Source organism: Nonlabens sp. (assembly GCF_047636915.1).
GTDB lineage: Bacteria > Bacteroidota > Bacteroidia > Flavobacteriales > Flavobacteriaceae > Nonlabens.
The window spans coordinates 20886-44715 of the sequence record NZ_JBLIGN010000002.1 but is presented as its reverse complement, the minus strand read 5'-3'; the positions used below and the strand labels follow the sequence as shown (position 1 = coordinate 44715).

The 23830-nt window shown below is 36.2% G+C and carries 24 protein-coding genes and 1 tRNA gene; 13 read left to right on the top strand and 12 right to left on the bottom strand.

Features of this window, described 5'->3' with window-relative positions:
- The first annotated feature begins 1 nt into the window (after nucleotide 1).
- Nucleotides 2-283, top strand: a complete 282-nt coding sequence (locus ACJAT0_RS00715) for a NifU family protein (RefSeq protein WP_415180100.1) — start codon at nucleotides 2-4, stop codon at nucleotides 281-283.
- Nucleotides 284-532: 249 nt separating this feature from the next.
- On the opposite strand, the gene ACJAT0_RS00710 is transcribed toward ACJAT0_RS00715, so the two are convergent.
- The 6 genes from ACJAT0_RS00710 to ACJAT0_RS00685 all read right to left on the bottom strand — a co-directional run bounded on the left by ACJAT0_RS00710 (nucleotide 533) and on the right by ACJAT0_RS00685 (nucleotide 5263).
- Nucleotides 533-1318: a DUF3050 domain-containing protein gene (locus ACJAT0_RS00710; protein WP_374003112.1), complete on the bottom strand. Its 786-nt coding sequence runs from the start codon at nucleotides 1316-1318 to the stop codon at nucleotides 533-535.
- Between the two features lie 147 nt (nucleotides 1319-1465).
- Nucleotides 1466-1963 carry a hypothetical protein gene (locus ACJAT0_RS00705; protein ID WP_415180099.1) on the bottom strand — a complete coding sequence of 166 codons (498 nt, stop codon included), beginning with the start codon at nucleotides 1961-1963 and terminating at the stop codon, nucleotides 1466-1468.
- A 181-nt stretch (nucleotides 1964-2144) separates the two neighbouring features.
- Complete coding sequence (locus ACJAT0_RS00700) at nucleotides 2145-3329, bottom strand: acyl-CoA dehydrogenase family protein (protein WP_415180098.1); 1185 nt, start codon at nucleotides 3327-3329, stop codon at nucleotides 2145-2147.
- Between the two features lie 127 nt (nucleotides 3330-3456).
- Nucleotides 3457-4197, bottom strand: coding sequence for a tRNA1(Val) (adenine(37)-N6)-methyltransferase (locus tag ACJAT0_RS00695; RefSeq protein WP_415180097.1), 741 nt, complete (start codon nucleotides 4195-4197; stop codon nucleotides 3457-3459).
- Between the two features lie 24 nt (nucleotides 4198-4221).
- On the bottom strand, nucleotides 4222-4749 hold the full coding sequence (gene rimM, locus ACJAT0_RS00690; protein ID WP_374003115.1) for a ribosome maturation factor RimM: 528 nt from the start codon (nucleotides 4747-4749) through the stop codon (nucleotides 4222-4224).
- A gap of 10 nt (nucleotides 4750-4759) precedes the next feature.
- Nucleotides 4760-5263, bottom strand: coding sequence for a 30S ribosomal protein S16 (locus tag ACJAT0_RS00685; RefSeq protein ID WP_374003116.1), 504 nt, complete (start codon nucleotides 5261-5263; stop codon nucleotides 4760-4762).
- A 126-nt stretch (nucleotides 5264-5389) separates the two neighbouring features.
- On the opposite strand from ACJAT0_RS00685, the gene ACJAT0_RS00680 reads away from it, so the two are divergent.
- On the top strand, nucleotides 5390-6223 hold the full coding sequence (locus ACJAT0_RS00680; RefSeq protein ID WP_415180096.1) for a DUF6252 family protein: 834 nt from the start codon (nucleotides 5390-5392) through the stop codon (nucleotides 6221-6223).
- A gap of 50 nt (nucleotides 6224-6273) precedes the next feature.
- Here the strand turns inward: ACJAT0_RS00680 and ACJAT0_RS00675 are convergent, their stop codons facing one another.
- Nucleotides 6274-6714, bottom strand: a complete 441-nt coding sequence (locus ACJAT0_RS00675) for a TIGR02281 family clan AA aspartic protease (RefSeq protein WP_374003118.1) — start codon at nucleotides 6712-6714, stop codon at nucleotides 6274-6276.
- 152 nt (nucleotides 6715-6866) lie between these two features.
- On the opposite strand from ACJAT0_RS00675, the gene ACJAT0_RS00670 reads away from it, so the two are divergent.
- The 8 genes from ACJAT0_RS00670 (at nucleotide 6867) to ACJAT0_RS00635 (ending at nucleotide 16096) form a co-directional block, all read left to right on the top strand.
- Nucleotides 6867-7634 (top strand): TatD family hydrolase, encoded by a 768-nt coding sequence (locus tag ACJAT0_RS00670; RefSeq protein WP_415180130.1) that lies wholly within the window; start codon nucleotides 6867-6869, stop codon nucleotides 7632-7634.
- 40 nt (nucleotides 7635-7674) lie between these two features.
- A complete protein-coding gene (locus tag ACJAT0_RS00665) occupies nucleotides 7675-8802 on the top strand; it encodes a 1-acyl-sn-glycerol-3-phosphate acyltransferase (RefSeq protein WP_415180095.1) in 1128 nt (375 codons plus the stop codon).
- A 148-nt stretch (nucleotides 8803-8950) separates the two neighbouring features.
- Complete coding sequence (locus ACJAT0_RS00660; RefSeq protein WP_374003120.1) at nucleotides 8951-10054, top strand: asparaginase; 1104 nt, start codon at nucleotides 8951-8953, stop codon at nucleotides 10052-10054.
- A 53-nt stretch (nucleotides 10055-10107) separates the two neighbouring features.
- Nucleotides 10108-10192, top strand: a tRNA-Ser gene (locus tag ACJAT0_RS00655).
- Nucleotides 10193-11555: 1363 nt separating this feature from the next.
- Entirely contained in the window at nucleotides 11556-12065 is a 510-nt protein-coding gene (locus tag ACJAT0_RS00650) for a DUF4402 domain-containing protein (protein ID WP_415180094.1), read from the top strand.
- Nucleotides 12066-12181: 116 nt separating this feature from the next.
- Nucleotides 12182-13006 carry a molecular chaperone gene (locus tag ACJAT0_RS00645; RefSeq protein ID WP_415180093.1) on the top strand — a complete coding sequence of 275 codons (825 nt, stop codon included), beginning with the start codon at nucleotides 12182-12184 and terminating at the stop codon, nucleotides 13004-13006.
- An 11-nt stretch (nucleotides 13007-13017) separates the two neighbouring features.
- Complete coding sequence (locus ACJAT0_RS00640) at nucleotides 13018-13491, top strand: DUF4402 domain-containing protein (RefSeq protein ID WP_415180092.1); 474 nt, start codon at nucleotides 13018-13020, stop codon at nucleotides 13489-13491.
- 79 nt (nucleotides 13492-13570) lie between these two features.
- Entirely contained in the window at nucleotides 13571-16096 is a 2526-nt protein-coding gene (locus tag ACJAT0_RS00635; protein ID WP_415180091.1) for a hypothetical protein, read from the top strand.
- Between the two features lie 139 nt (nucleotides 16097-16235).
- On the opposite strand, the gene ACJAT0_RS00630 is transcribed toward ACJAT0_RS00635, so the two are convergent.
- Complete coding sequence (locus ACJAT0_RS00630) at nucleotides 16236-16457, bottom strand: IS30 family transposase (protein WP_415180090.1); 222 nt, start codon at nucleotides 16455-16457, stop codon at nucleotides 16236-16238.
- A gap of 206 nt (nucleotides 16458-16663) precedes the next feature.
- Entirely contained in the window at nucleotides 16664-17068 is a 405-nt protein-coding gene (locus ACJAT0_RS00625; RefSeq protein ID WP_415180089.1) for a hypothetical protein, read from the bottom strand.
- Nucleotides 17069-17270: 202 nt separating this feature from the next.
- On the opposite strand from ACJAT0_RS00625, the gene ACJAT0_RS00620 reads away from it, so the two are divergent.
- Nucleotides 17271-17786, top strand: a complete 516-nt coding sequence (locus ACJAT0_RS00620; protein WP_374002338.1) for a DUF4402 domain-containing protein — start codon at nucleotides 17271-17273, stop codon at nucleotides 17784-17786.
- Nucleotides 17787-18429: 643 nt separating this feature from the next.
- Nucleotides 18430-18606 (top strand): hypothetical protein, encoded by a 177-nt coding sequence (locus ACJAT0_RS00615; RefSeq protein ID WP_415180088.1) that lies wholly within the window; start codon nucleotides 18430-18432, stop codon nucleotides 18604-18606.
- A 38-nt stretch (nucleotides 18607-18644) separates the two neighbouring features.
- Here ACJAT0_RS00615 and ACJAT0_RS00610 read toward each other — a convergent pair whose 3' ends face one another.
- Nucleotides 18645-19760 (bottom strand): NAD(P)/FAD-dependent oxidoreductase, encoded by a 1116-nt coding sequence (locus tag ACJAT0_RS00610; protein ID WP_415180087.1) that lies wholly within the window; start codon nucleotides 19758-19760, stop codon nucleotides 18645-18647.
- Between the two features lie 818 nt (nucleotides 19761-20578).
- Here ACJAT0_RS00610 and ACJAT0_RS00605 point away from each other — a divergent pair.
- Nucleotides 20579-21751, top strand: a complete 1173-nt coding sequence (locus ACJAT0_RS00605; RefSeq protein ID WP_415180086.1) for a mechanosensitive ion channel family protein — start codon at nucleotides 20579-20581, stop codon at nucleotides 21749-21751.
- A 769-nt stretch (nucleotides 21752-22520) separates the two neighbouring features.
- On the opposite strand, the gene ACJAT0_RS00600 is transcribed toward ACJAT0_RS00605, so the two are convergent.
- Together ACJAT0_RS00600 and ACJAT0_RS00595 are read right to left on the bottom strand one after the other, a co-directional pair.
- Nucleotides 22521-22934, bottom strand: coding sequence for a BLUF domain-containing protein (locus tag ACJAT0_RS00600; RefSeq protein WP_415180085.1), 414 nt, complete (start codon nucleotides 22932-22934; stop codon nucleotides 22521-22523).
- Between the two features lie 156 nt (nucleotides 22935-23090).
- Nucleotides 23091-23567 carry a ferritin-like domain-containing protein gene (locus tag ACJAT0_RS00595; protein WP_415180084.1) on the bottom strand — a complete coding sequence of 159 codons (477 nt, stop codon included), beginning with the start codon at nucleotides 23565-23567 and terminating at the stop codon, nucleotides 23091-23093.
- Nucleotides 23568-23830 lie beyond the last annotated feature (263 nt).

The following is a 23830-nucleotide window of genomic DNA, read 5'->3' as shown; positions in this document are numbered from 1 at the left end:
TATGACTGGAGCAGATTTAATAGACGCGGTAGAAGCAGGGTTACAAGAGATCAGACCTTTTTTGCAAAGAGATAAAGGAGATATTGAACTCGTATCCATAGAAGATGATAAGTTTGTAAAAGTACGCTTATTAGGCAGCTGTGTAGGCTGTCATGTCAATCAAATGACCTTAAAATCTGGCGTAGAGCTTACAATAAAGAAACATGCTCCACAAATAGAAACCGTAGTCGATATATCTGGCGAGAAATTAGAAGAAGATTATCGCGATACTATTGAGTTATAAGTAAAGAATGCTATCAATAAAAATGCCGATTCACGAGAATCGGCATTTTTTATTAAATGGAAATAGATCAAATTAAGTTTGGGTTTGTACTAATAATTTCTGCTATATCTAGTCCGATTTAAGAATGAAATCTAGCAAACATTAAATTAATGCTGATACGCTTTTACTGGTCGTATGAGCGGTGCTTTGTACGTGCAAATAAACCTATAAAAGATAAAGTATACATAGCGTTGGAATGTTTTACTGGAATCAAACTAATTCAGGTTTGAAAACCCTAATTTCATTTAAAATACCATCAAATAAAGCAATTCTTGATTCAAGTGCTTCCTTAGAAACCTGAGCAGCTTCTTGCCATTTAACAGGGTCATTTCCACAAAGCATAGCGACCATTTTATGAGCCATAGGACCGTGTTCGTCGCCGTCCAGTTCTATATGTCTGTTAAAATAGTAGGTAATAGGTCCTAAGTCTGTTTTTATGTTAGTGGCAGATAAACCGTCTAGAATCTCAGTAAACATTTCTGGAATAAGGTCCTCGCGACCGTATGTAAACGCAGCAGCTATCTCGTGATCTTTTCTTCTGTTGATGACAGAAAATGTGGACGTAAGAAACTGTTTGATATACAAAGGCAATTGTGAGCTTTCAATTTCTTTAATAATTTGGTCTGACTGAGATAATTTGATGACATCATTTTGAATGTTTTCTGTAGAAATTCCTACAGCGCGCATTGCGTTGAGGTACATCTCGTAATGGCTTAATCGATTTCCATTCTGATCTATGTCTGTTTCCTCTGCAAGGACTATCTCATTGATGAGGTATCTTAAATCAGGATTTCCTTTAGGTATCCAAGGAGTAGTGGTACAAGTAAGGGAGTTTTGTAAGGCTTTTAAGAGCGACATAAAGTCCCAAACGGCGTAGACATGAGAAAACATGAATGTTTTTAAATCTTCATCGGTTTTTATTTCAAGGTAGAGCTCATGATTTAAGAGTCGTGCTCTTACGTCACTGATCTCTTTTAAAATGGTATTTTCTTTCATTGCCATCAATTTTGCACAAAAATAGACTCTGTCTTACTTATAACAAAACACTTGTGTTGAATTAGTATATGATTAACTCATAAGTGGTTTAAAAACATAAAAAAGGTGTATAAAAGTTATATCTCCAAGCCTTCAAATAGGATGTATCTACTGTCTTACTAAGGTATAGGTTACTTCTGCTCCAAATGTATAATCAGTGTCCGTCTCCGTTTTTTGTAAAAATAATTGTAAGCCATTATTAGAAAAGTTTCTTACAGTTACTGATACGTCATCTAGATCACTAACTATCAAAGAGTTTGCATTAATTGTATACGTTCCATTTATATCAACATCTGTAATTTCTACCTCTGTCTCAGTCATACCATTCTCGGTAATGACCGCAGTAAAAGTGAAACTTCCTGTTGAGCTAATTGTTCCATCCTCAGTAAATGTGATGGTGGCATTATTAAAGTTGCTAGAAGAGAAAGTAGTGGTAGAAATATTGGTCACGCCGCCAGTACTATCGGTTTCTGAAGCCATTCCATTAAACGCAGTTATATCATAAGTACCAGCAAGATTAGCATTTGTTAAATCCGGTGCATTATCATCATCAGACTCACAAGAGAACATGAAAAGGGATGGTGGGGTAAAGCTTAAAATATTCATGGTTTTCCTAGCTTTTTGGATGTAGTAACTGTTTTTTAAAATACAGGATTATGTTTGTCTTTTAATTCTGCAGTTTTTATATGGATGCCGTTAAGTCAAGAAGGTTGCGTCCCATAAAAAAATCCTTTTAAATGAATAAAAGGATTTGTTCTTAATGCTAATTAACTGTTTTGAGTATATGCTATTTAAAAGCATTCTCGCCGGTAATGTCCAGCCCAGTAATTAATAAGTGAATGTCGTGTGTTCCTTCATACGTAATGACACTTTCTAAGTTCATCATGTGACGCATGATACTGTATTCTCCAGTAATTCCCATACCGCCTAAAATCTGTCTGGCTTCACGAGCTATATTGATGGCCATTTCCACATTGTTGCGTTTTGCCATAGAAATCTGTGCTGATGTGGCGCGACCTTCATTCTTTAGTTGACCTAAACGCAAAGCTAGCAACTGTGCCTTTGTGATTTCTGTAATCATTTCTGCCAGTTTCTTTTGTTGTAATTGAAAAGCAGCAATTGGTTTACCGAACTGTATACGTTGCTTTGCATAACGCAATGCTGTATCATAACAATCCATTGCAGCTCCTATTGCTCCCCATGCGATTCCAAACCGAGCAGAGTCTAAACAGCCTAGTGGTGCTCCTAATCCAGATTTATTAGGTAAAATATTAGTTTTCGGTATTTTTACATCTTGAAAGATCAACTCTCCTGTTGCGCTAGCTCTTAAAGACCATTTGTTATGCGTTTCTGGAGTAGAAAAACCTTCCATACCGCGTTCCACAATAACACCATGAATGCGACCTTCTTCGTTTTTAGCCCATACCACCGCTACATCACAAAAAGGACTGTTAGAAATCCAGAGTTTTGCACCGTTAAGTATAATATGCTCTCCATCACCAGCGTCTTTGAAATTAGTAGTCATGCCACTAGGGTTAGATCCATGGTCTGGCTCTGTAAGTCCAAAGGACCCCATAAACTCACCACTCGCTAGTTTGGGAAGAAACTTCATACGTTGTTCTTCACTTCCATATTTCCAGATAGGATACATAACAAGAGAAGATTGAACAGATGCGGTAGAACGTACACCACTATCACCGCGCTCAATTTCTTGCATGATTAATCCATAGGAGATATGATCCAGTCCAGCACCACCGTATTCTTCTGGAATGTACGGGCCGAAAGCACCTATGGAAGCGAGTCCAGGGATAATGCTATGAGGAAACTTTGCGTCTTGCGCTGCCTGCTCTATTATTGGTGATACGTCTCGCTTTACCCAGGTGCGGGCCGCGTCGCGTATCATTTTATGCTCGTCAGTTAAAAGGTCGTCTAAATTATAGTAATCCGGAGCTTCAAATAAATCTGGTTTCATTCTATATCTTTTAAATTAGAAACTACATCGATAGCGTAATTTCAAGGCTGTTTCTTAGTAGGTCGTAAAAATAACGATCTAGAAATTGTTATTTGATAAAAAGAGTTAGATTTTTTACCAATTCCTTTTACATTTTTAAATAAAAGTCTTGGGTCAGCTGTATGTAGTCCTCTGTATAGGTATGTCTTGATTTTTCGATCACAAGAATATCTGTTTTATGTGTTGTGTTGGTATTTTGAAAGCTTTCGCGAAAGCGAAACTCCATCAAACACCTCTTTACTTTACTATCTTCTGTGCCTTGAACGTAAGTGGTGCGTACGGGGAGCAATTGAAAATGAGATGTAATTTCCAAGAAGCGCGCTTCTCTATCTTTAGGGATGATGCAGGCAAAGGTGCCGTTAGTTTCCAGTAATTGATAAACGCCATAAATCAACTCTTCAAAAGGTAAGGCGCCATCAAATCGCGCTTGCTGGCGTTGATCTTCGATCTGGTCTTCTCCTTTAATACTGTCAGAATTATAGAATGGTGGATTGCTTACGATGAGGTCGTAGCGTTGTTCTACTTCCTTATAGAATTCTTGAAATTCTGCGTGAAAACAAAATAAGCGATCGCCCCAAGGACTGTCTTCAAAGTTCTCTGTGGCTTGTTCAAAAGAGTCAGCATCTATTTCAACTGCTTCAACAGTTGCATGAGTATATCGTTGTGCTAGCATTAAAGAAATAACTCCAGTACCAGCTCCTATGTCTAGAATAGTGCGTGGTTCTTGATCTGAAGATGTCCAAGCGCCTAATAGAACTCCATCTGTGCCTATCTTTTGAGCGCAACGATCTTGAGCTATAGAGAATTCTTTGAATTTAAAGAGACTCATGAATAAAGAATAATTAAAAAAATATTAAGTGAGATAAAGATCTATCAAACCCTCTGGTGTGGTAACAGTTATGGTTTTATTTTTCCGATCGACGTTATCGATAAAATGATCATTAAGAGGTATGAGGATTTCGGCTCCACCATTATTTACAACAAAAAGTGCTTGGGTAGTCATGTCGTTTATTCCTGTAATGGTCCCTATTTCTCCATGATGAGTATCTATCATCTTATAATTGATGACTTCATGGAAGTAAAACTTATTTCCTTCTAAAGCCGGAAGGAAAGAAAGAGGCAGATAAAGATCTCGCTTCATCAATGCGTCTGCAGAAGGTTCATCATCAATATCTTCAATTTTTATTCTAAGAAGTAATGATTTGTGCAGTTGACTTTTTTCAATAAAAAATGGAACCAAATTTTTACCGATTTCGATAAAAACTGATTCCATTTCTATAAAAAGCTCTGGCTCGTCTGTATCTAGTTTAACTAGTAACTCCCCTTTAAAGCTAAATTTATTAACTACGGTACCCACGTAAAAACAATTTTCTTTACGCATGACTTAATTTTTACTCTTCTTCACCTGTTGCATCCGTACTTTCTACAGCTGGCTCTTCAACTACTTCTGGAGCGTTTGCAATGATACGCGCCTCGTTTACCGCTTTTTCAGCTTCTAGTGCTTTTGCAGCAATTGCATCAGCGCTTGCTTGCAGTCCAGATGCTTTTCCAGCAATGGTACCTTCTTTTGTAGCCATCCAAGCGTTGAATTTTTCAACAGCTTGTTCTTCTGTGAAAGCGCCTTTCTTTACACCACCGTTAAGGTGTTTTTTCATCATCACTCCTTTGTAACTTAACAAGTTGCGTGCCGTGTCTGTAGGTTGTGCGCCATTCTCTAACCAAGTTACAGTTCCCTCTAAGTCAAGATTTACTGTTGCTGGGTTGGTGTTAGGGTTATAAGTACCTAATTTTTCAAGATATTTACCATCTCTTTTTGATCGTGCATCAGCCGCAACGATCCAATAAAATGGTTTTCCTTTTTTACCGTGTCTCTGTAATCTAATTTTTACTGGCATAACTATTAAAGTTTATGGGTGCCCGACCCTGATTATTAATTTGAATCTGCAAAAATATCATTTATTTAATTATATCCATCATATCTTTATATTTTATTTACATTTGCTGGAACACATATTTATTCTATGAAACTGTACATTAAATTCTTATTGATCCTTACGGCCGTTTTTTCATTTTCATCTTGCTCCGAAAATTTAGAGGATGATAACACTCCTGCGATACAAGCTGTGCGCAATGGAGAGTTTTTTAAATCAGATCAGATGAGTGCTACTTTAAATGCAGACGGGACTCTTTCCTTAGTCGGTCAGAATCCTATGGAGACCTTAGAATTTAATCTAGAAGATGATGGGATAGGCGTTTACATATTAGGTGTGGGTTCTCCAAGTGAGGCCATTTATACGTATGCTGGTGCGGAGCAGTTCTCTTCTAACGTAGGAAATGGAAATGGTGAAGTACGTCTAACCTCTGTCAATACACAAAGTGGTGTGACAGGAACTTTTAGTTTTGTGAGTTATCTAGCAAATAATGCCGACTCTCTTTATATGAGAAGAGGAGTTATTTACCAGGTTCCATTTGGTGCATCGTTAGGTACTGATACTGGTAGCCCAGCTTCCAATTCGTTCAATGCAAATATTGATGGAAGTAGTCTGAACCCCACATCAATAAATGGTGTTGCTAATGGTGGGATTGTATTAATTACGGGAAGTAACGGTAATGGCTCCATTGTTCTTACCATGCCAGATGTGGTTACTCCTGGTACCTATACTCTTTCTGGTACTGGAGCTACTTATTCTGCTTTGTATGTATTGGGTAGTAACATTGCACAAGCGGTTAGTGGCACTTTAACGGTTACTGCAGCAGATGCGGCTGCAAATACGGTGACAGGAACTTTTAGTTTTATGACAGGACCACCTAATAACTTTGACGTTACAGACGGAAGCTTTAGTATTTCATACTAATACGATTCATTTTTATATACAAAGCCTTGATCTAATGACCAAGGCTTTTTTTATGGTTTTAGGTATATTTTTTTGCCTTTATAATCTATGATCGCCTCGGATCCAATAAGGAAATCTGCGCCTAGCAGTCCTTGGATAGAACGCATGCCTTCAGTCTTAAGAGCTGTATTGATAAAGCTCATATCCATACTGAGCAAAGTTACATCCTGATCTGACCAATCGCCCAATTCTAGTGTATTTTTATGAGATATACGTGGCCTTAATGAGCCACTTGCAGTACCTATTTGTCGATCCATAAACTCTGTTTCTAATTGGAATTCTTTGTACATAGCTTGATTGACGCAAGTAGCGCTTGCTCCGGTATCTACAATAAATCTCCCTAAATAACCATTAATAGACGCTTTTGTAACTATATGACCGCTTTTTGAAGCAATTCTCAAATTATGAGCAATATAACCTTGAGATAGAAGTAGTTTTTTAAAAGAAGCCATGTAAAATGTTTGAGAGGTAAATATAATTCTGCTTTTGTAGCGCAACAAGTGCTGCAGGAATTTCTTTTAAAAAAAGTATGCTGGGTCAACGTCAGCATAAACTTCCTTAAAAAAAAAGAATGTGTGCTAGTATCAATCCTTATTTTTGCAGCATGATTTTAACAGATACACATACACATTTATACAGCGAGGCTTTTGATGGAGATCAAGAGGCAATGATACAAAGAGCATTAGATGCTGGAGTGGAACGCTTTTTTGTTCCTGCCATAGATGCGAGTTATACCCAGTCTATGCTAGAACTTAAAAAAAAATATCCAGTGCAGGTTCATTTAATGTGTGGGCTGCATCCTACGCATGTAAAAGAAAATTATGAAGAAGAGCTGGCTCATGTTCAGGAAATGTTAGGAAAAGAAAACTATGTGGCTGTAGGTGAAATAGGGATGGACCTGTATTTGGATAAAAGTTTTAAAGCCCAACAGCAGGAAGCCTTTCACAGACAAATCAAATGGTCAATAGAAAAAAAAATACCCATTGCCATTCACTGTCGAGAAGCTTTTGATGAAGTTTTTGAAGTGTTGGATGATTATAAAGGAACACCACTTTACGGCATTTTTCATTGTTTTACAGGCAATCTAGAGCAAGCTCAAAGAGCCATAGACCTCAAAATGAAATTGGGAATAGGTGGCGTTGTAACTTTTAAAAACGGTAAAATAGATCAATTCCTAGATCAGATACCGCTTTCTCAGATCGTGTTAGAAACTGATGCTCCCTACCTAGCGCCAGTTCCTTACCGTGGTAAGCGCAATGAAAGTGCGTATCTCCTTCAAGTGGCAGAGAAGTTAGCGACCATTTATAAAAGAGATGTAAAAGAGATCGCAGAAATTACCACCTTAAATTCCCGTGAAGTCTTCGGTATATAAAAAGGAGATCATTACATTTGTTTTCTATATACTTTACAATTTGAACAGATACGACGACATACGATTTTTTAATGATGCTGAGGTTCAGATAGCGCTCAAAAGTGCGGTGCGTCATCCCATGATAAAAGCACTTTTTCAGTACACGTTTAAAGGCATGGATTATGAAGAGGCCAAAAAAATTGTGCTCTCTTGTAAATCTATTAATGACTTTCAACGTGATGTGGTTCGCAGAACGGTAGAGAGAGTACTGGAAGAATCTAGTGCTGGGCTTACCACTTCAGGTTTTGATCAATTAGATCCAAAACACAGTTATCTATATATTTCAAATCATCGAGATATAGTTCTGGACACGTCTTTAATTAATCTCACGCTTTTTAATAAAGGCCTTATAAGAACAGCCAGTGCCATAGGTGATAACCTAGTGGAGCGCCCATTTGTTAATGCATTGAGCAGGCTCACTCGTAATTTTATAGTCAGAAGAGGAGCTAGTCCGAGAGAAATTTTAATGAGTAGTAAGAATCTTAGTGAGTATATAAGTTTCTTAATTCACGATGAGAATAGAAGCGTATGGGTAGCTCAACGCCAAGGTCGTACGAAGGATGGAAATGACGTTACAGAACAAGGAGTGCTTAAAATGATAGCTCTTGCCGCTGGTAAAGAAGGATTAGAGAGCTATTTAAATAACTTGTGCATCGTGCCAGTTTCTATTTCTTACGAATACGACCCTACAGATATTTTAAAAGTTCCTGAACTTCTTGCAAAACAAGCCGATGAAGAATATATAAAATCTGAAAACGAAGATTTTAATAGCATTCTCAAAGGAGCCTTGGGTCAAAAAAAGCACATTCATATACATGCTGCACAGCCATTTCACATAGAAACCGTAGAAGAACAAAGTACCAATCAAGTCCTGCAGCGCATTGTGGCGCATTTAGATAGAGAAATCCAGACGAATTACAAGTTATGGCCCACTAATTATGTGGCGCATGACCTATTCACGAACAGTTCTAAATACAAGGCACATTATTCAGATCACGATAGGCAACAATTTGAACGAAGGTTGCGTATGCGTGTTAATGTGGAAGATCGCAAGGCGGTGGAAAGTTTTTTGAATATGTATGCCAGACCTGTGTTAAATAAAGAGAAGCTAGCAAGCATACCTATTTAATACTAAATCACCCATTGTAAATCGTCTCCTTTCCTTTTTGTCGTTAAATAGAATGTTAACTCTAGATACGATTCTGTATTTTATTAAAAATATTTTAAAACGATCCCATGTATCAATGTGATATCTCAAAACCAAACCGGTATACCGAATGAAGCCTAAAATACTATTGATTTACACCGGTGGAACCATTGGTATGATGAAAGATCCTGAAACCAAAGCTTTAAGGGCTTTTGATTTTTCTAAGCTGCTGGTTCACATCCCAGAGATAAAACAATTGGATTGTGAGATAGCTACTTATTCATTTGATAACCCCATGGATTCTTCTGATATGAATCTAAAAGAATGGCGCAAATTAGGTGACGTTATTAATGAGAATTATGATGATTATGAGGGTTTTGTAGTGCTTCACGGTAGCGACACAATGTCCTATACAGGCAGCACGCTTAGTTTTATGTTTGAAAACCTAACTAAACCTATAATTCTTACGGGGTCCCAATTACCTATTGGTGATTTACGTACCGACGCAAAGGAGAATTTGATTACTAGTTTACAGCTCGCTATACAGAGTAAGGAAGGAACTCCTATCATAAAGGAAGTGTGTATTTATTTTGAGTACCAGCTGTATCGAGCTAATAGAACTGCAAAAATGAATGCAGAGCGTTTTGAGGCATTTAGCTCTCCTAATTATCCGTCACTGGCTATTAGTGGTGTCCATTTGAATATAGATCAAAATTTACTGTGGAAAGGGCCAGTTAATGATCCCGCTTTCGCGAAAGCGGAACAGCAAAAATCATCTGTCCCAAATACGAATCAGATGAGGTATCGACCGCAACTGATAGATGATGTATTGGTTTTAAAATTATTTCCAGGAATCACAAAGGAAGTGGTGCGAGCGATATGTACTATCCCTGGTTTAAAAGGAATCATTCTAGAGACTTATGGAAGTGGAAATGCACCCACAAAAAAATGGTTTGTAAACACCTTAAAAGAAGCATTGGAGAATAATATTAGAATAGTAAATGTAACACAATGTATAGGAGGTGCTGTGGCGATGGGTAAATACGAGACCAGTATCCAACTAAAGAAAATTGGTCTGGTTTCTGGTAAAGATATTACTACAGAGGCAGCAATTGCAAAAATGATGTACTTGTTGCAACATACCGATAGCCTTGCAAGTTTTAGAAAGTATTTTGAGACCTCCTTAAGAGGAGAAATAACCGAAGAGAGTTTGAATGAAAAAGATTGCCAGTAGCGAGATATTGACTTATTTTTGCAGTGGCATAAATTCCATTTATGTAAATAACTAGAGAGGTGGCCGAGTGGTCGAAGGCGCACGCCTGGAAAGCGTGTAAACGGCAACGTTTCGAGGGTTCGAATCCCTTCCTCTCTACAAAAGTGAATCTAAAACCGCCTTTTCGGTAGTTTTAGCTCTTCAAAAAAAAAGAGTCACAAGCGATTAGCTTGATGGCTCTTTTTTTTTTTGAAGAACTGCATCCTGCTTTTCAGCAGTAGGAAGATTTACATGCTTGTCGGAGACTTGTCTATCGGGATCATTGCAAATGATCCTTCCTCTATGCTTTTACCCCTATAATCACTTGAGGATAGAGGTTTTATTTTTTTAGGGGCGTAAATATTTTTTATTGAACTAAAAATACAAGCTGTACAACAGCTATTTGATCACTGGGTAACCTGGCCAGTTAGACAAATTTATAAAATCACCTTTAAAGCATTCTTAATGAATGGTCTTGGTCATAGCGATAAACAACTATAGGAAAAGAATCTATTAATTGATTAAGAAACAAAAGGTAAGAACATATGTTGACTGCACCATCTGTTTAGCTCATCGTAAAAGAACTTTCTAAAAAAGAGCTGTACCTTTTGCAGGATAATTCTGTGTAGATTTAGAAGTAATAAAAAGCAATTAAATAGCTATTAAAAAACCTTTAAATGAGAAGGTAAGAACAGCCCTATGCAATAGCCAGATTCTCAAGTTATGTCATGGCCTAAATATGGGTGAAGATTCATTTTAATGGGGTACACATATTATCAACTGACAATTTAAGTTTACGATGTAGGACGCATTTAAACCTTACTTGCTGCTCTTATTATGTTCACTCCCTATTTTAATACCTCCCGTTTTTCTGACATATCTTTTTGATTGTTTTTTAAAGAGTCTATTTCTTCTTGTTGCTCTGTTCAGTATGGCTTTTCTTCTTATGAAAAATTGTCCCCTATACTTTTTAATGCGGTTAGCAAACGAGTAAGGGATTATATGAGAAGATCTAAGGTTCTACATGGTTGATTAAAACTACTTCGTGCATGGTTAAAATACACGATCTCTTTTTAAAAATATAAACTTTCATTTTTTTATGATTTTAGGTTGAGTTTTTAATTCTAAACCTCGCAACTTAATTGGTGGTCTTAAACGGCAGGCACACTTCAAAAAACCGATATAAGTAAATTTTTAATCAAGAAAATAATAGAAATAGGTTCAGGTATAATAACCCTTTTGAAGTTCTAAGAAGTAGGTGTACTAAACGCATGAATCCGGCGTAGGAAAGGCATAAAAGTTAAACGGTAATTTTCTTTAACAGGATAGGAAACGCAAAGCTCTGTTTATAAACACTTTAATCAGATTCTGTTAAAAAAAGATGCGTTACATCGATTAAAGGTATTCTTTTATCGATTTATTTATATGTAATCTATAGTTTTGTCATGAAAGAAAATATAAATAACCTTAAAATTTAACTATTATGAAAAAGATTAAATCACTTATTATGATGATAATGATTGCTGCTACTACTGGTGCAATGGCACAAGAAAGTGCTACTGCTAGTTCTTCAGCAACTATTGTTGCCCCAATTGGAATCGCACAATCTGCCGATATGAATTTTGGAAATGTGGCAACTAATGGCGCAGGAGGTACTGTTGTTATAGCAACAGATGGTACTACCACTCCTTCAGGTGGAGTTACCTTACCAGCACAAACTGGAACAGTTACCGCAGCCGCCTTTGATGTAAGTGGTGAAGGAGCTTATACGTACACTATTACGTTACCAGGTACTTTTAACCTTTCGGACGGTGCGGGAACCCCAAATACAATGTCTGTTGGTACTTTTGTCAGCGATCCTGCCACTACAGGAACTTTGGTTAGTGGAGCACAGACAGTAAACGTGGGTGCTACTCTAACCGTAGCAGGTGGTCAAGAACCGGGAGTATATACAAATACTACTGACTTAACAGTTACGGTGAACTACAACTAGGAAGTTAATTATTTTATAAACATGTGTCACACATTATGTGGCACATGTTTTTTAATTTGTTACCAACTCTTATAAAACGCTTTTTCTAAGTTTAAAACCCCTAGATAGACACAAAAATGAGATTACTATTCACGGTCATTTTCTCGATTATTTTTTTTGTCAATTCCTTTGCTCAGGGAGATTTGATGATTTTTCCAAAACGCCTTGTTTTTGAAGGCACTCAAAAAAGAGCTCAAACCCTTTATTTAAGTAACAACGGCAAGGAAATAGAAACCTATAGAATATCTTATCTGGAGATTCGTATGGGTTCTAACGGTCAATTTGAAACCATAAAAGAACCAGATCCCGGTCAGAGATTTGCGTCACCTTATTTGAGGTTTTATCCGCGTACCGTTACTCTCGCACCTAATGAGGCACAGGTAGTGAAAGTACAGCTCACCAAAACTAATGAGCTCCAACCTGGAGAATATCGTTCCCATTTATATTTTAGGGCGGTTCCCAAGACTAAAAGTGACAAAAAAAACAAAGAAACTAATGACGCACAAGAGTTTGATATCAGTCTGACTCCAGTGTATGGAATTAGTATTGCAAATATTATTAAAATAGGAAAGCCTGAGGTGGATGTATCTCTATCTGATCTCAATTTTGAAGGCTTACAGGATAGCATCCCGATTATTTCTATGAATTTTAATCGTCAGGGTAACTATTCCGTTTACGGGGATTTTAGGATTCAACATACCTCCAAAGAAGGGAAAGAAACAGAGGTGGCTCTAATGAAAGGATTTGCAGTCTATCTTCCAAGTACCATAAGAAAGGTTCGTGTTGAACTTAATAATAGCAAAGAGGTGGATTATAGTTCAGGAATATTGAAAGTCACTTATACCTCTCAAAAAGATGAAAACATATACGCTACGGCAGTATTGAATTTGAAGAATCCATAAAATTTTATGATTTGAACCTATTAAAGCCATTGCTGTTTGTTTTACTATTCCTTGATGGTGCTGTTGCGCAGTCACAAAAGATTCATATAGCTGTAGAACAGAATTTATTTTTTGGAGATTTCTACCTTTCTAGTGGAACGGATAGTGGAACGGTATCTCTTTCCAATAATGGAGAATGGAGCTCTACAGGAAATATTCATCAGTTATTATCAAATCAGCAACCAGCGATTTTTAATATTTCAACCAAAAGTAAAACTCCCGTTACTGTTAGAGTTGAAGTTATAACAGGAAATTTGAGTAATGAAAATGGATATGCTATTTCTCTTCATCCAGAAGATTCTGGAATCCAATTTTATAAAGTTAAAAGAGGGTTTCCTGAAACTATTTCCATCGGTGGAACTTTAAGAATAACACCAAAAAATAAAAATTATCAGGGGAATTATAAAGGAAGCATTTCTATCACAGCTACTGTCTATAGTGAGTAGGTGTAAAAGAATGCATTCTAAAAAGCAACTACCCACATGCAAGTTGCTGTCAAAAACCCTTATACTTTTTATTTCTCCTTTGTTTTTACTAATTGTTAACGATGTCTATGCCTTTCAGGATTCGATATGCGATGAGGTATCGATCTCTTTTTACGTTGACGAAATAGGTACCACGGAAATTAATTCTGTTATATGCGGCGGTGACATTTATTTATCTGTTTCTGAAATCTTTGATTATCTAAAAATTCAAAATGTTTCTACGAGTGACTTTAAGGGAATAGAAGGGTTTTTTATAAATCAAGAAAACACATATAGTATGGATCAATCTCTCCATCATATCATCTATAAGGGTAAGAAGATTCAGTTAAAAGAAAAGGACCTTATCTCCACAACCAACAATCTGTATTTAAAAGAAGATTACTTTGGTTTAATTTTTGGTCTTCAATGTACATTTAACTTCCGAAACCTATCTGTTTCCTGTATATCTGATATGGAACTACCTGCTGTAAAAGCTGCAAGGCGGGAAAAAATGCGGCTCAATATTGAAGGGTTAAAAAAGAATTTTACAGCAGACACCACAATTATTAGGGAACGGCCTTTACTGGACTTAGGTGTAGCAACTTGGGATATTAATTCTCAACAAAACACTAACGGATTTGGAAATAATAGGGCTTCTTTGGGGTTGGGTGGCTTAGTTGCTGGTGGAGAATTTACCGCTAATCTCAACTACAATGACACACAATCACTATCACTCAGAAATCAATTTTATCAATGGCGTTATGTAAACAATGAAAATAATGTAGTAAAACAGGTTACAGTTGGCAAACTTGGAAACCAGTCTATTTCTTCCATATTCCGTCCGGTGGTTGGTATTCAGCTTTCCAATCGCACGACGTACCTTAAAAATTCATTCGGCACCTATTTGTTAAGTGATTACACAAAGCCTAATTGGACAGTAGAAGTTTATATCAATAATGTACTGGTAGATTATACAAAAGCAGATTCTACGGGCTTTTTTTCGTTTGATATCCCGCTTGTTTATGGAAACACCTCTGTGCGTCTTAAATATTATGGTCCTTGGGGTGAGGAAGAGGTTACAACTGAACATTTAAACATACCCTACAATTTTTTACCTGCTGGTAAACTCGAATACAATATCGACGCGGGTGTTATCGAAGACAGCCAAAAAAATATTTTTGCCCAAGCACAATTAAATTACGGACTCTCCCCTAGAATCACATTAGAAGGTGGCTTTGAATTAAATACGGCAGTTGAGAAAACCCCTGTAATTCCTTTTGCAAAGACATCTATACGATTGCCCTATAATATGATCTTTTCTAGTGAATATCTACATCAAGTAGGGTACACAGGAAACCTCAGTTACAGATCGGTTTCCAATTTTCAACTGGAAGTAAATTATGTCAAATATAGGAAAGATCAGCAGGCCGTTCTTTTTAACGGCAACGAGGAGCGCAGTGTGATTCTTTCCAAGCAGTTGCATTTTGGAAAATTTTCTGGATTTTCACGTTTGGTATGGCGTCAGAATCTTCTTCGTAACATGAGATATACCAATGCGGAATGGCTTTTAGCTGGAAGAGCTTTTGGAGTTAATCTCAACCTTATCACCAATGCATATGTAAGCACCTCCTTAAATGAACCAAAAGTTTTCAGTAGATTGTCTACCACTGTCAATTTACCAACAGGTATTGTTTTTTCTCCTGAGATTCAGTATGATTATAAGGACGGGACAGTGAATTCCATCAGAGGGAATTTCAGAAAGACTATATTTAAAAATGTTGACATACAGGCTTCTTATGATCAAAATTTTAAATACAATCAGTTTAATTTAAATATTGGATTAAATTTTGAATTAGGCTTTACAAGAGGTAGGTTTTCTAGCAACACAAGTAAATCTGGAACCTCCTTTTCTGAGGCTATGGGAGGATCCATGGTTTTTGTCCCTGATCAAAAGCGTGTAAAATTTAATAGTAGATCATTCCTAGGACAAGGCAGTATCCAATTTATTCCTTTTTTAGACACCAATCAAAATGGAAAAAAAGACATGTCAGAGCCTCAAATAGAAGGTGTCGATGTACGTTCTTCTAAAGGTGGAACTAAAGAGGTAACTATTGATGGCTCTACCCTATACACTGGGCTAGAACCCTTTGTAAGCAATCATTTTAAACTGAATACGATCAGTCTGGAGCGTATTGATTGGAGGCTTGAAAACAAAAGCCTGAATATTTTTGTTAATCCAAATCAATTAAAAGTAATCGAAATCCCTATTAGTGTCGTGGGAGAAGTGGCAGGTTATGTGTATACATCAGAGAATGGTGTAGGGAACATAAAAATTATTATCAAGGATGATAAACAGCAAACCATTACAAGTTTAATATCGGAGCCTGACGGTTATTTTAGTTTCTTGGGTTTAAAATCCGGAGCTTATACCGCACAAGTGGATTCAAATCAACTTAGGGAACTTCAATTGGAGAGCACAAATATTTTTTATAATTTTAATATCGTAAATACTAAGAATGGCGATTATGTGGATAATTTGGAATTTTCTCTTCGAGCCATAGGCGAAAATGATATGCCTAGAAAATAAACTTGGCTTTTAGAGGAAGGGCCCGCTATCTATGAGCAGGATTCAACTCATAAATGCAACTTCTGAGTTAAATAATAATTGGTTCCTTACAAACATAGGATTTTGAAACCCATCTCTTTCTAGGTCTTGTGTTTCATTTTTATTTGATACTTCTAACGTGATCTTTAGTTATTTTAGTGAAGTCTGTTTTCTTGGGTAAATGCGTTCTTATCCATCCATTCAAATTCTCGTTAGAATCTCTTTCCCATGAGCGATACGGTCTTGCAACATAGTAGTCTATTTCTAGGTTTTCAGCAAGTATTTTACGACCAGCAAATTCTTTACCATTGTCTGCTGTGATGGCTTTGTGTGTGGTATCCAATCATCTAGGCATTCCATTAGGGCAGTACTAACTACATCTGCCTCCTTGGAGGTTACTTTACTCATTTTCACCACCCCAGATGCTCCATCGTTTATCGCAAGGATTGACTAATTATTTTTTTCCTATACTTTAATCGACTTCTAGGTCTCCAAACTCCTTTCTTAAATCGACCTCTCTACGCCTTTTTTCAATACCTATTCTGTCCATTATATTCCTCTTGTGTCGTTAAGTGCGCCGCGCTTGCGTGGTCGTCTACCTTTATTTCTTAAGTGACTATGTAGATTTTCACCTGTTTTCTTGTTATTCCATATGTGTTGGTACATACACGTTGCTCCTACCGAAGTTAAACCTTTATTTCTCATACCTCCACCTGCTTGTTTTGTGCTGTAATCTAGTCTTATGAGTTTATCAACCTCAGGATTAATCTCCCTTATAAAAGTTATATACTTAGGCTTGACTTTATGAGGGTTATGATATTTTTTTATGGCTAGATCACATCGATAGGCACCACTGCGATGAGAGCCGTTAGGTTTAATCTCACGATAGATAACAGATGTGTCTTTGCCTATGGCTTTTGCCATGGCGCTTTGCTTGTAATTTTCTTGCAGCATTCTGATAATTGTGTACCTTTGTTCACTGGTTGAGTGACTGATTTGCCAATTCTTTTGGCGATTTAAATCCGTAAAGATAAGTTGCCCGTCAAAAAAAGAAGAAGGAGGTGTTTCCTCTTTTTGTTTTGAAAAACAGCTCTAAAAAGGAAATCTAAAAGTTGCATTGATTACTTGAATTCAAGAACACTAAAAATTAACAATTATGAAAAAGATCAAATCTCTTTTTATGATTATTATTATGAACGCAGTTATTACTGGTGCTGTTGCACAAGAAACTGCTACAGCTAGTTCTTCAGCAACGATTGTTGCCCCAATTGGAATCGCACAATCTGTCGATATGAATTTTGGAAATGTTGCCACTAATAGTATCGGAGGGACTGTCGTTTTAACAACAGGTGGTTCCACCAGTATTACAGGAGGACTGACCTTACCAGCAAATACAGGAACAATTACTGCAGCGGCCTTTGAGGTGACTGGTGAAGCAAATTACACGTATACTATCGAGCTAACTATTGGTGCAATTATCCTTCAAGATGATGCGGGAACCCAAAACCAGATGACTGTTGATAATTTTGTCAGCAATCCTGATGCTACAGGAGCTTTGACTAGTGGCGTACAGACAATCAACATGGGTGCTACGCTAAACGTAGCAGATGGACAAGCCGCCGGAGTCTATAGAAACAGTGGTGGTTTAACAGTTACGGTGAACTACAATTAGGAAGTTAGTCGTTTTATAAACAATTGCCACCCCTCTTGTGACCCATGTTTTTTAATCTTTTTGCTCACTCTTATAAAACGGCTTTATAAGTTTAAACATCCTCAGATAGGCACTAAAATGAGGTTGCTATTCACGGTCGTTTTGTCGATTATTTTTTTTGTCAATTCCTTTGCTCTTGTAAATTTAATGATTTTTCCAAAACGCCTTGTTTTTGAAGACACTAAAAAAATGGCTCAAACTCTTTACTTAAGTAACAACGTCAAGGACATAGAAACCTATAGAATATCTTATCTGGAGATTCGTATGGGCTCTAAGGGTCAATTTGAAACCATCAAATGACCAGATACTGATAAGAGATTTGCTTCATCCTAATTGAGGTTTTATTCACCTAACATTACTCTTGCTCCTATTGAAGAACAGGCAGTGAAGGTATAACTCACTAAAACTAATAAGCTCCAACCCGAAGAATATCGTTCCTATTTATATTTTAAGGCGGTTTTTACAACTAAAAGTGACTAAAAAAAGGAAACTCATGACACACAAGAGTTTGATATTAGTACGATTCCCATGAGTTGTTAGCACGTTTTTTAAATCGGTTGGAGGAAATTTACCGTTTCTATAAGAATCCTATAGTGAATGAGGGATGCGAGCAGCTTTTCAAGGTATAGGAATTCCAAAATTTTTAAAAGAAGATGCACAAGGTGATACCGCTGGTGGGACCGGTGCGCTTGCGTTGTACGCAATTAGCAAAGAGAATGATCATCATAAAAAGGAAAGTCATTCACGGCCTTCCTTTTTTTGTGGAACGGAAGTACCGTGATGTTTCTTCTTATTAAAGAAGTTTTTTGGCTTTATTTTTCAATCTAAAAGACCTGCTAGATCTTTTCCTATTAAACTACCTATAGCAACGCCCATACCACCTAATCGCACGCCGCAAAACATGTGATTACCAAGCTGTTTTACAACAGGGTTTTTAGTATTTCCTATTCCCATAATGCCAGACCATCGGTGGTCTATTTCTAAAGGAGTATTGGGTAAAATAATGGTTCTTAATAGTTCTTCTAGCTTATTTTGTATAAGTGTACTTTGATTCAAGTCTGTTGTCTCTTCTCCTTTAAAATCCAAATTTCTACCACCACCTAATAAGATCCTATTATCAATATTTCTAAAATAATAGTAGCCTTTATCCAGATGAAAGGTCCCTTTAATAGATAAGTTTTCTATGGGTTTGGTGATTAGTACCTGCGCTCTAGCTGGTTGGACGTTTTCATTTAAAAGTTGGGAAGCAAAACCATTGGTCGCTACAAATACTTTTGATGTATCCATTTCAAAGAGATTGGTTTTGATTTTTGCATGAGAGGCGGTTTCAGAAATGTCCTTAACACTGATGTTATTTAAAATTTTTATATTCTTCTTCAACACCAGCTGTAGTAGCGCTGTCATCATTTTACCGGTATCAATCTGACCTTCAAAAGGGTTAAAGCTGTAATTGTCTTTAATTTTTTTAAAATGAAAGCTATTTTCCTTTAATGCAAATACGGGAGCATTAAAAACGGGGTGTAATAATTTATTGACAGCATCTCTATTACTTTTACAAGTGGCATACAGCTCTTCATCTGATTTTAAAAAAAGCTCATAGCCTCCTAATTGTTGGTAATCTATAGCCCTATCTCCTAATGTGGAACGCAACAATTGCAAACCTTCGAGGCGCTGTTTTACTAGTTGCAACACCTCTTTTGGACTGTGATTTTGCAGATCATCTATAAGCTCACTTAAACTCCCAAAACAAGCAAAGCCAGCATTTTTAGTGCTTGCGCCTTGAGGTAAAACACCCTTTTCTAGAATTAAAATTTTAGCTTTCGGAAACCTTTTTCGTAGTTCTAAGCCACAAGTAAGACCTACAATACCGCTGCCAACGATCGTAAAATCTACGTTGGTAAGCCAAGACTTAATTTCCCAGTAAGAGAAGTTCATAGCGTGAGTTTTGAGTTTAAAGAAGATTTTTATCTTAATAAATCAAAGTTAATGAATATTGTGACCCTATAACTGCTGTATAAAACGCTACTCATCCTTTGTTTTTAATGTTTACATCCTGATCTAATATGTTTATTTTATTGCTGTTAGAAGTTCATTAATTTTTTACAACGAATTAGTCATGATGTATTATTTTTTAATCAGGCATGTGTCATACATGTAGATAGAGATTTTAAGTAAAGGATCCTCCATTAGTGAGCAGCTTTCTTAAAATCAAATAGCCTGCTAGGATGAAATGTTTGAAAACAGCACTGCTTTTAACGGCTATTGTTTTTTTAGAACATTGATAACTAAAAAACTGAACGACCAATGTAATCATGCGATGCAGTAAAAGCTTATAGCTGCTATCTGTAATAAAAAAAAGCGCGCCGGCGCAAATTAAGAAATAAAATAGGTTAGATAACAATTTTAGGTAGTTCGGCATGCATATCTTAAAAGTCTTCACGAAGAAAAGCAAGTTTATGGGCGCAGTGTTCATAAGATTATTCAATGGTAGTATTATGAAAAAAAGCCAAAAGCGAGATTTATAATTTTACTTTATAGATATCAGTTGTGTAAATTTGTAACTTACCTAATGTTTTAACAGATTGGTTATTGTTTGAGGTTAGTTTCAGAACGTTACGAGTCAGTAAAGTAGGTGCGTCACGAATCATGTGCTTATCGATTGCTTTTTTTGAATAGCATAGAGACGTATTAAACAATGCATTGGGTAAGGGAATTTGCTCTTTTTGTTTTGACCATCCTTTTAAATCCCTAGTTTGGGACAACGCTATATGATTCAAGATATTTTTAATGCCTACAACCTCCAAGTAACTTGGATTATAACGGTAACTGCTTCAGTGTTGTTATTGCGTTTCTTAACGAACCAATTGCATAAGTGGTTTGTTAAAAAGGAATATCAAAGATTTCCAGAGGATAAGCCTACTTCTATTAACCTTGTGAAACGTGTTCTTAATGCACTATGGGTAGTGTTGGGAATTATCTGTTTAAGTTCTTTATTTGTTGAACGAGATCAAGACCCCTTAATTATCGATAACTTTAAACTTGTTTTTTATTTAGGTATGGTAGCGGTCAGTACCATAGTCACTGCCGCTAGTGTTAATATGTGGTTCAAACAAAGCGTAAAAAGGAAAATTTTAAATCAAGAAGACCCTACTAGTTATAAGTTTTTGCGTTATGTGTCCATATTTGCTATTTATTTTATGGGAACCTTATTCGGCTTGCTTATTTTTCCATCCTTACGAGGTGTCGCACAAACGGCATTAGGAGGTGCTGGTATTATCGCTATAGTGGCAGGTATCGCATCTCAAGAAGCACTTTCAAACATTATAGGAGGCCTATTTATTATTACGTTTAAACCCTTTAAAACCGGCGATATTATAAGATTATCTGATGGGATGGTAGGAATCGTAGCTGATATTACACTGCGGCATACCGTGATACGTAATTTTGAAAATAAAATGATCGTTATTCCTAATTCTATCATGAATAAGGAAAAGCTGATCAATTTTGACTTAGGCGACCGCAAATGTTGTGAACATATAGAAATGGGTATCTCGTATGACAGCAATGTGAAACAAGCCAAACAAATTATGCAGGAAGTCTGTGAAAATCACCCACTAATTATTGACGACCGCTCAGAGATTGAATTAAAGGATGGCTTGCCTATGGTAAAAACAGCCTTGACTAAGATCAATGACTCTACTCTTACCATAAGAGCTTGGGCATGGAGTAAAGATTTTCTGGATTCTTTTCAACTCAGGTTAGACGTAAATGAGAGCATAAAAGAACGATTTGATGCTGCTGGAATAGTGCTTGCTTACCCCACGCGTACTGTTTATATAAAAAAAGAAGAAAGTCATATGACCGCTTTCGAAAAAGCAGAACAGCAACCAAAAAAAGTAACTATTGAATCACTTGGTTTGTTTTAATTTCCATATATATATCTTCCTTTTGGAGCTTCTTCCTATTTAGGATAAGTCATTGTAACGTTGGCTCCATTTTCAATAACAAGACGGATGAAGCTTGCTTTTCAAACAAATAATAAGAACTGTTTAAAATGAAAATTGAGAATGGTGATCTTCTAACTTCTATTTATAGTTCGTGCTTAGTTTTGGTTTAAAAATAGTGGTAAACTGCCGGACAGAATTGGGCTTCTGTTTTGATAATTTACATGTATCAACTAAGGTGATATTCCCATTATTTAAATAAATATATAAGATTTTTATCTTGTTAGACCTATTTTCTGAACTTGAAAAGGTAGGAAGAGTTCCAATCTCAGTTCCATGAAATGATAAAGGTAATTGAAAATAAAAAGGCCCTATTTGGCAGTACTATAACCTATTGTATCGTTTATTATTTCAATAAAAACATTGCTCTTTGCCATCTTTTTGCAATTCCTTGAAACAAAGCATGTAAAGAAACACCTATTTTTTTTATTTTAAATAGCTGCCTTAAATTTAATTGTGGCTTAAGTTTAAAAATAAAACAGTTACCAGCGGTTGTAAAAAAGGGATGCTTCAAAAGGGCTTTAAATAACTAAAAGAGATACAAAGACTCCATGGATGTAGTTTTTATTGAAGGTTTGGAGTTTTTAATTGAGGCACAACTTTTAATCTTAATAACGGCTATTATTTAAAATGCTAGCTCTATGAATGACTCAAAAGGTCGAAAATCGACTTGTTTTTGGGGTGTATTCTTTTAAAAGTCCCCAAGTATATCAAAAGGTTTGAGTAGTCTTTTTAATTTGAGATTGGTGCTGTTAGAATTATCCTGGTTGAGATAAGTAATGAGCATTTTCAAATCACCGTTAGTTTTTACTATATCAAAAGTGGATTTGTAGTTCTCAAAAACAGGATGGGAGGTACGCTTATTGAAAATTTCATATAGTTCACCATGTCTAGAGTCTTCTTTAATTCGTGTAAATAAAGAAAGTAAGACTTTTTCTGTGCCTTCTAAAACTTGAAAGAAGTTCCCAATAGAATGTAATAATATACCACTGACACCGTGTTTATTATTCCATGCTGCAGTGTATTCAAACAAATCTTCTATTTGAGAATTAGTAAGAGCTGTTGAAGCCTTACTTACATAGCAAATAGTGTATAGTTGTTTCATATGTAATGGGTTGGATCTCAAATCTATCTCAGTAAAATAAATAGAAATTTAGACTAAACTTAAACATTTATGGGGAGAAGGTAGAAAACAAAAAGTTAATATTATGTCAATAAAAAATCAATGAGTCTTTTTATCAAAGAAAGTGGAACCAGACCGCTAATCCACGATATCTTTTAATTTTTTGATAGTTTTCAGAGTTTGTTGAATGCTATGCAGCTGTTTGCGTATAATGCCTTTACTATCGAGTAGGTATTCCGGATCATTTAATACTTTTTCATACTCATTTACAGCAGCTATATCGCCTCTAGTACATTCTTTTAGAATGCTTTCATCATTTTTGCCTACAATAGCTGTTTTTAAATCCAACCATGTTCTATGGACAGCAGCTTTCGCACTTCCTTTTTCTACAGGTGTCGCATTAAGATTTCTGATGGCCTTGTAAAGTTCGTTAGCATTTCGACTTCTGCGAGCAGCTTGTTTGGTGAAATAAGGTTTAAGCTGCGCACTTTTTGTTTCGATTAGTGCATTTTTATAACCGTTTTCTGCATCATAATTTTTTTCTAATAGTTGGTTCAATGCCTGTACCGTTGAGTCATGTGCTATTTTTTTTGCCCCTTCTCTGGTGGTTTCCATAGTTGTTTTAGTGTTTATATTATTATTGACCGATTCATTCTAGGTAAGTAATAATTATAGGCTTTAAAAGCTAATTGTGGAACGCTTAAAATTCTATTTGGCGTTCCTTTTAAAGGTACGGCATGAGCTAGGTTCTCCTAGTAATTTTAATAGTTTTTAACAGGTGTTTTGACAAATAAATTGTGATAATTCCATAAAAAGCCCTATATTTTCATTAAATAAGGGTTTTTATAAAAAAATTTTAAGAATTTAAAGGTAACAAT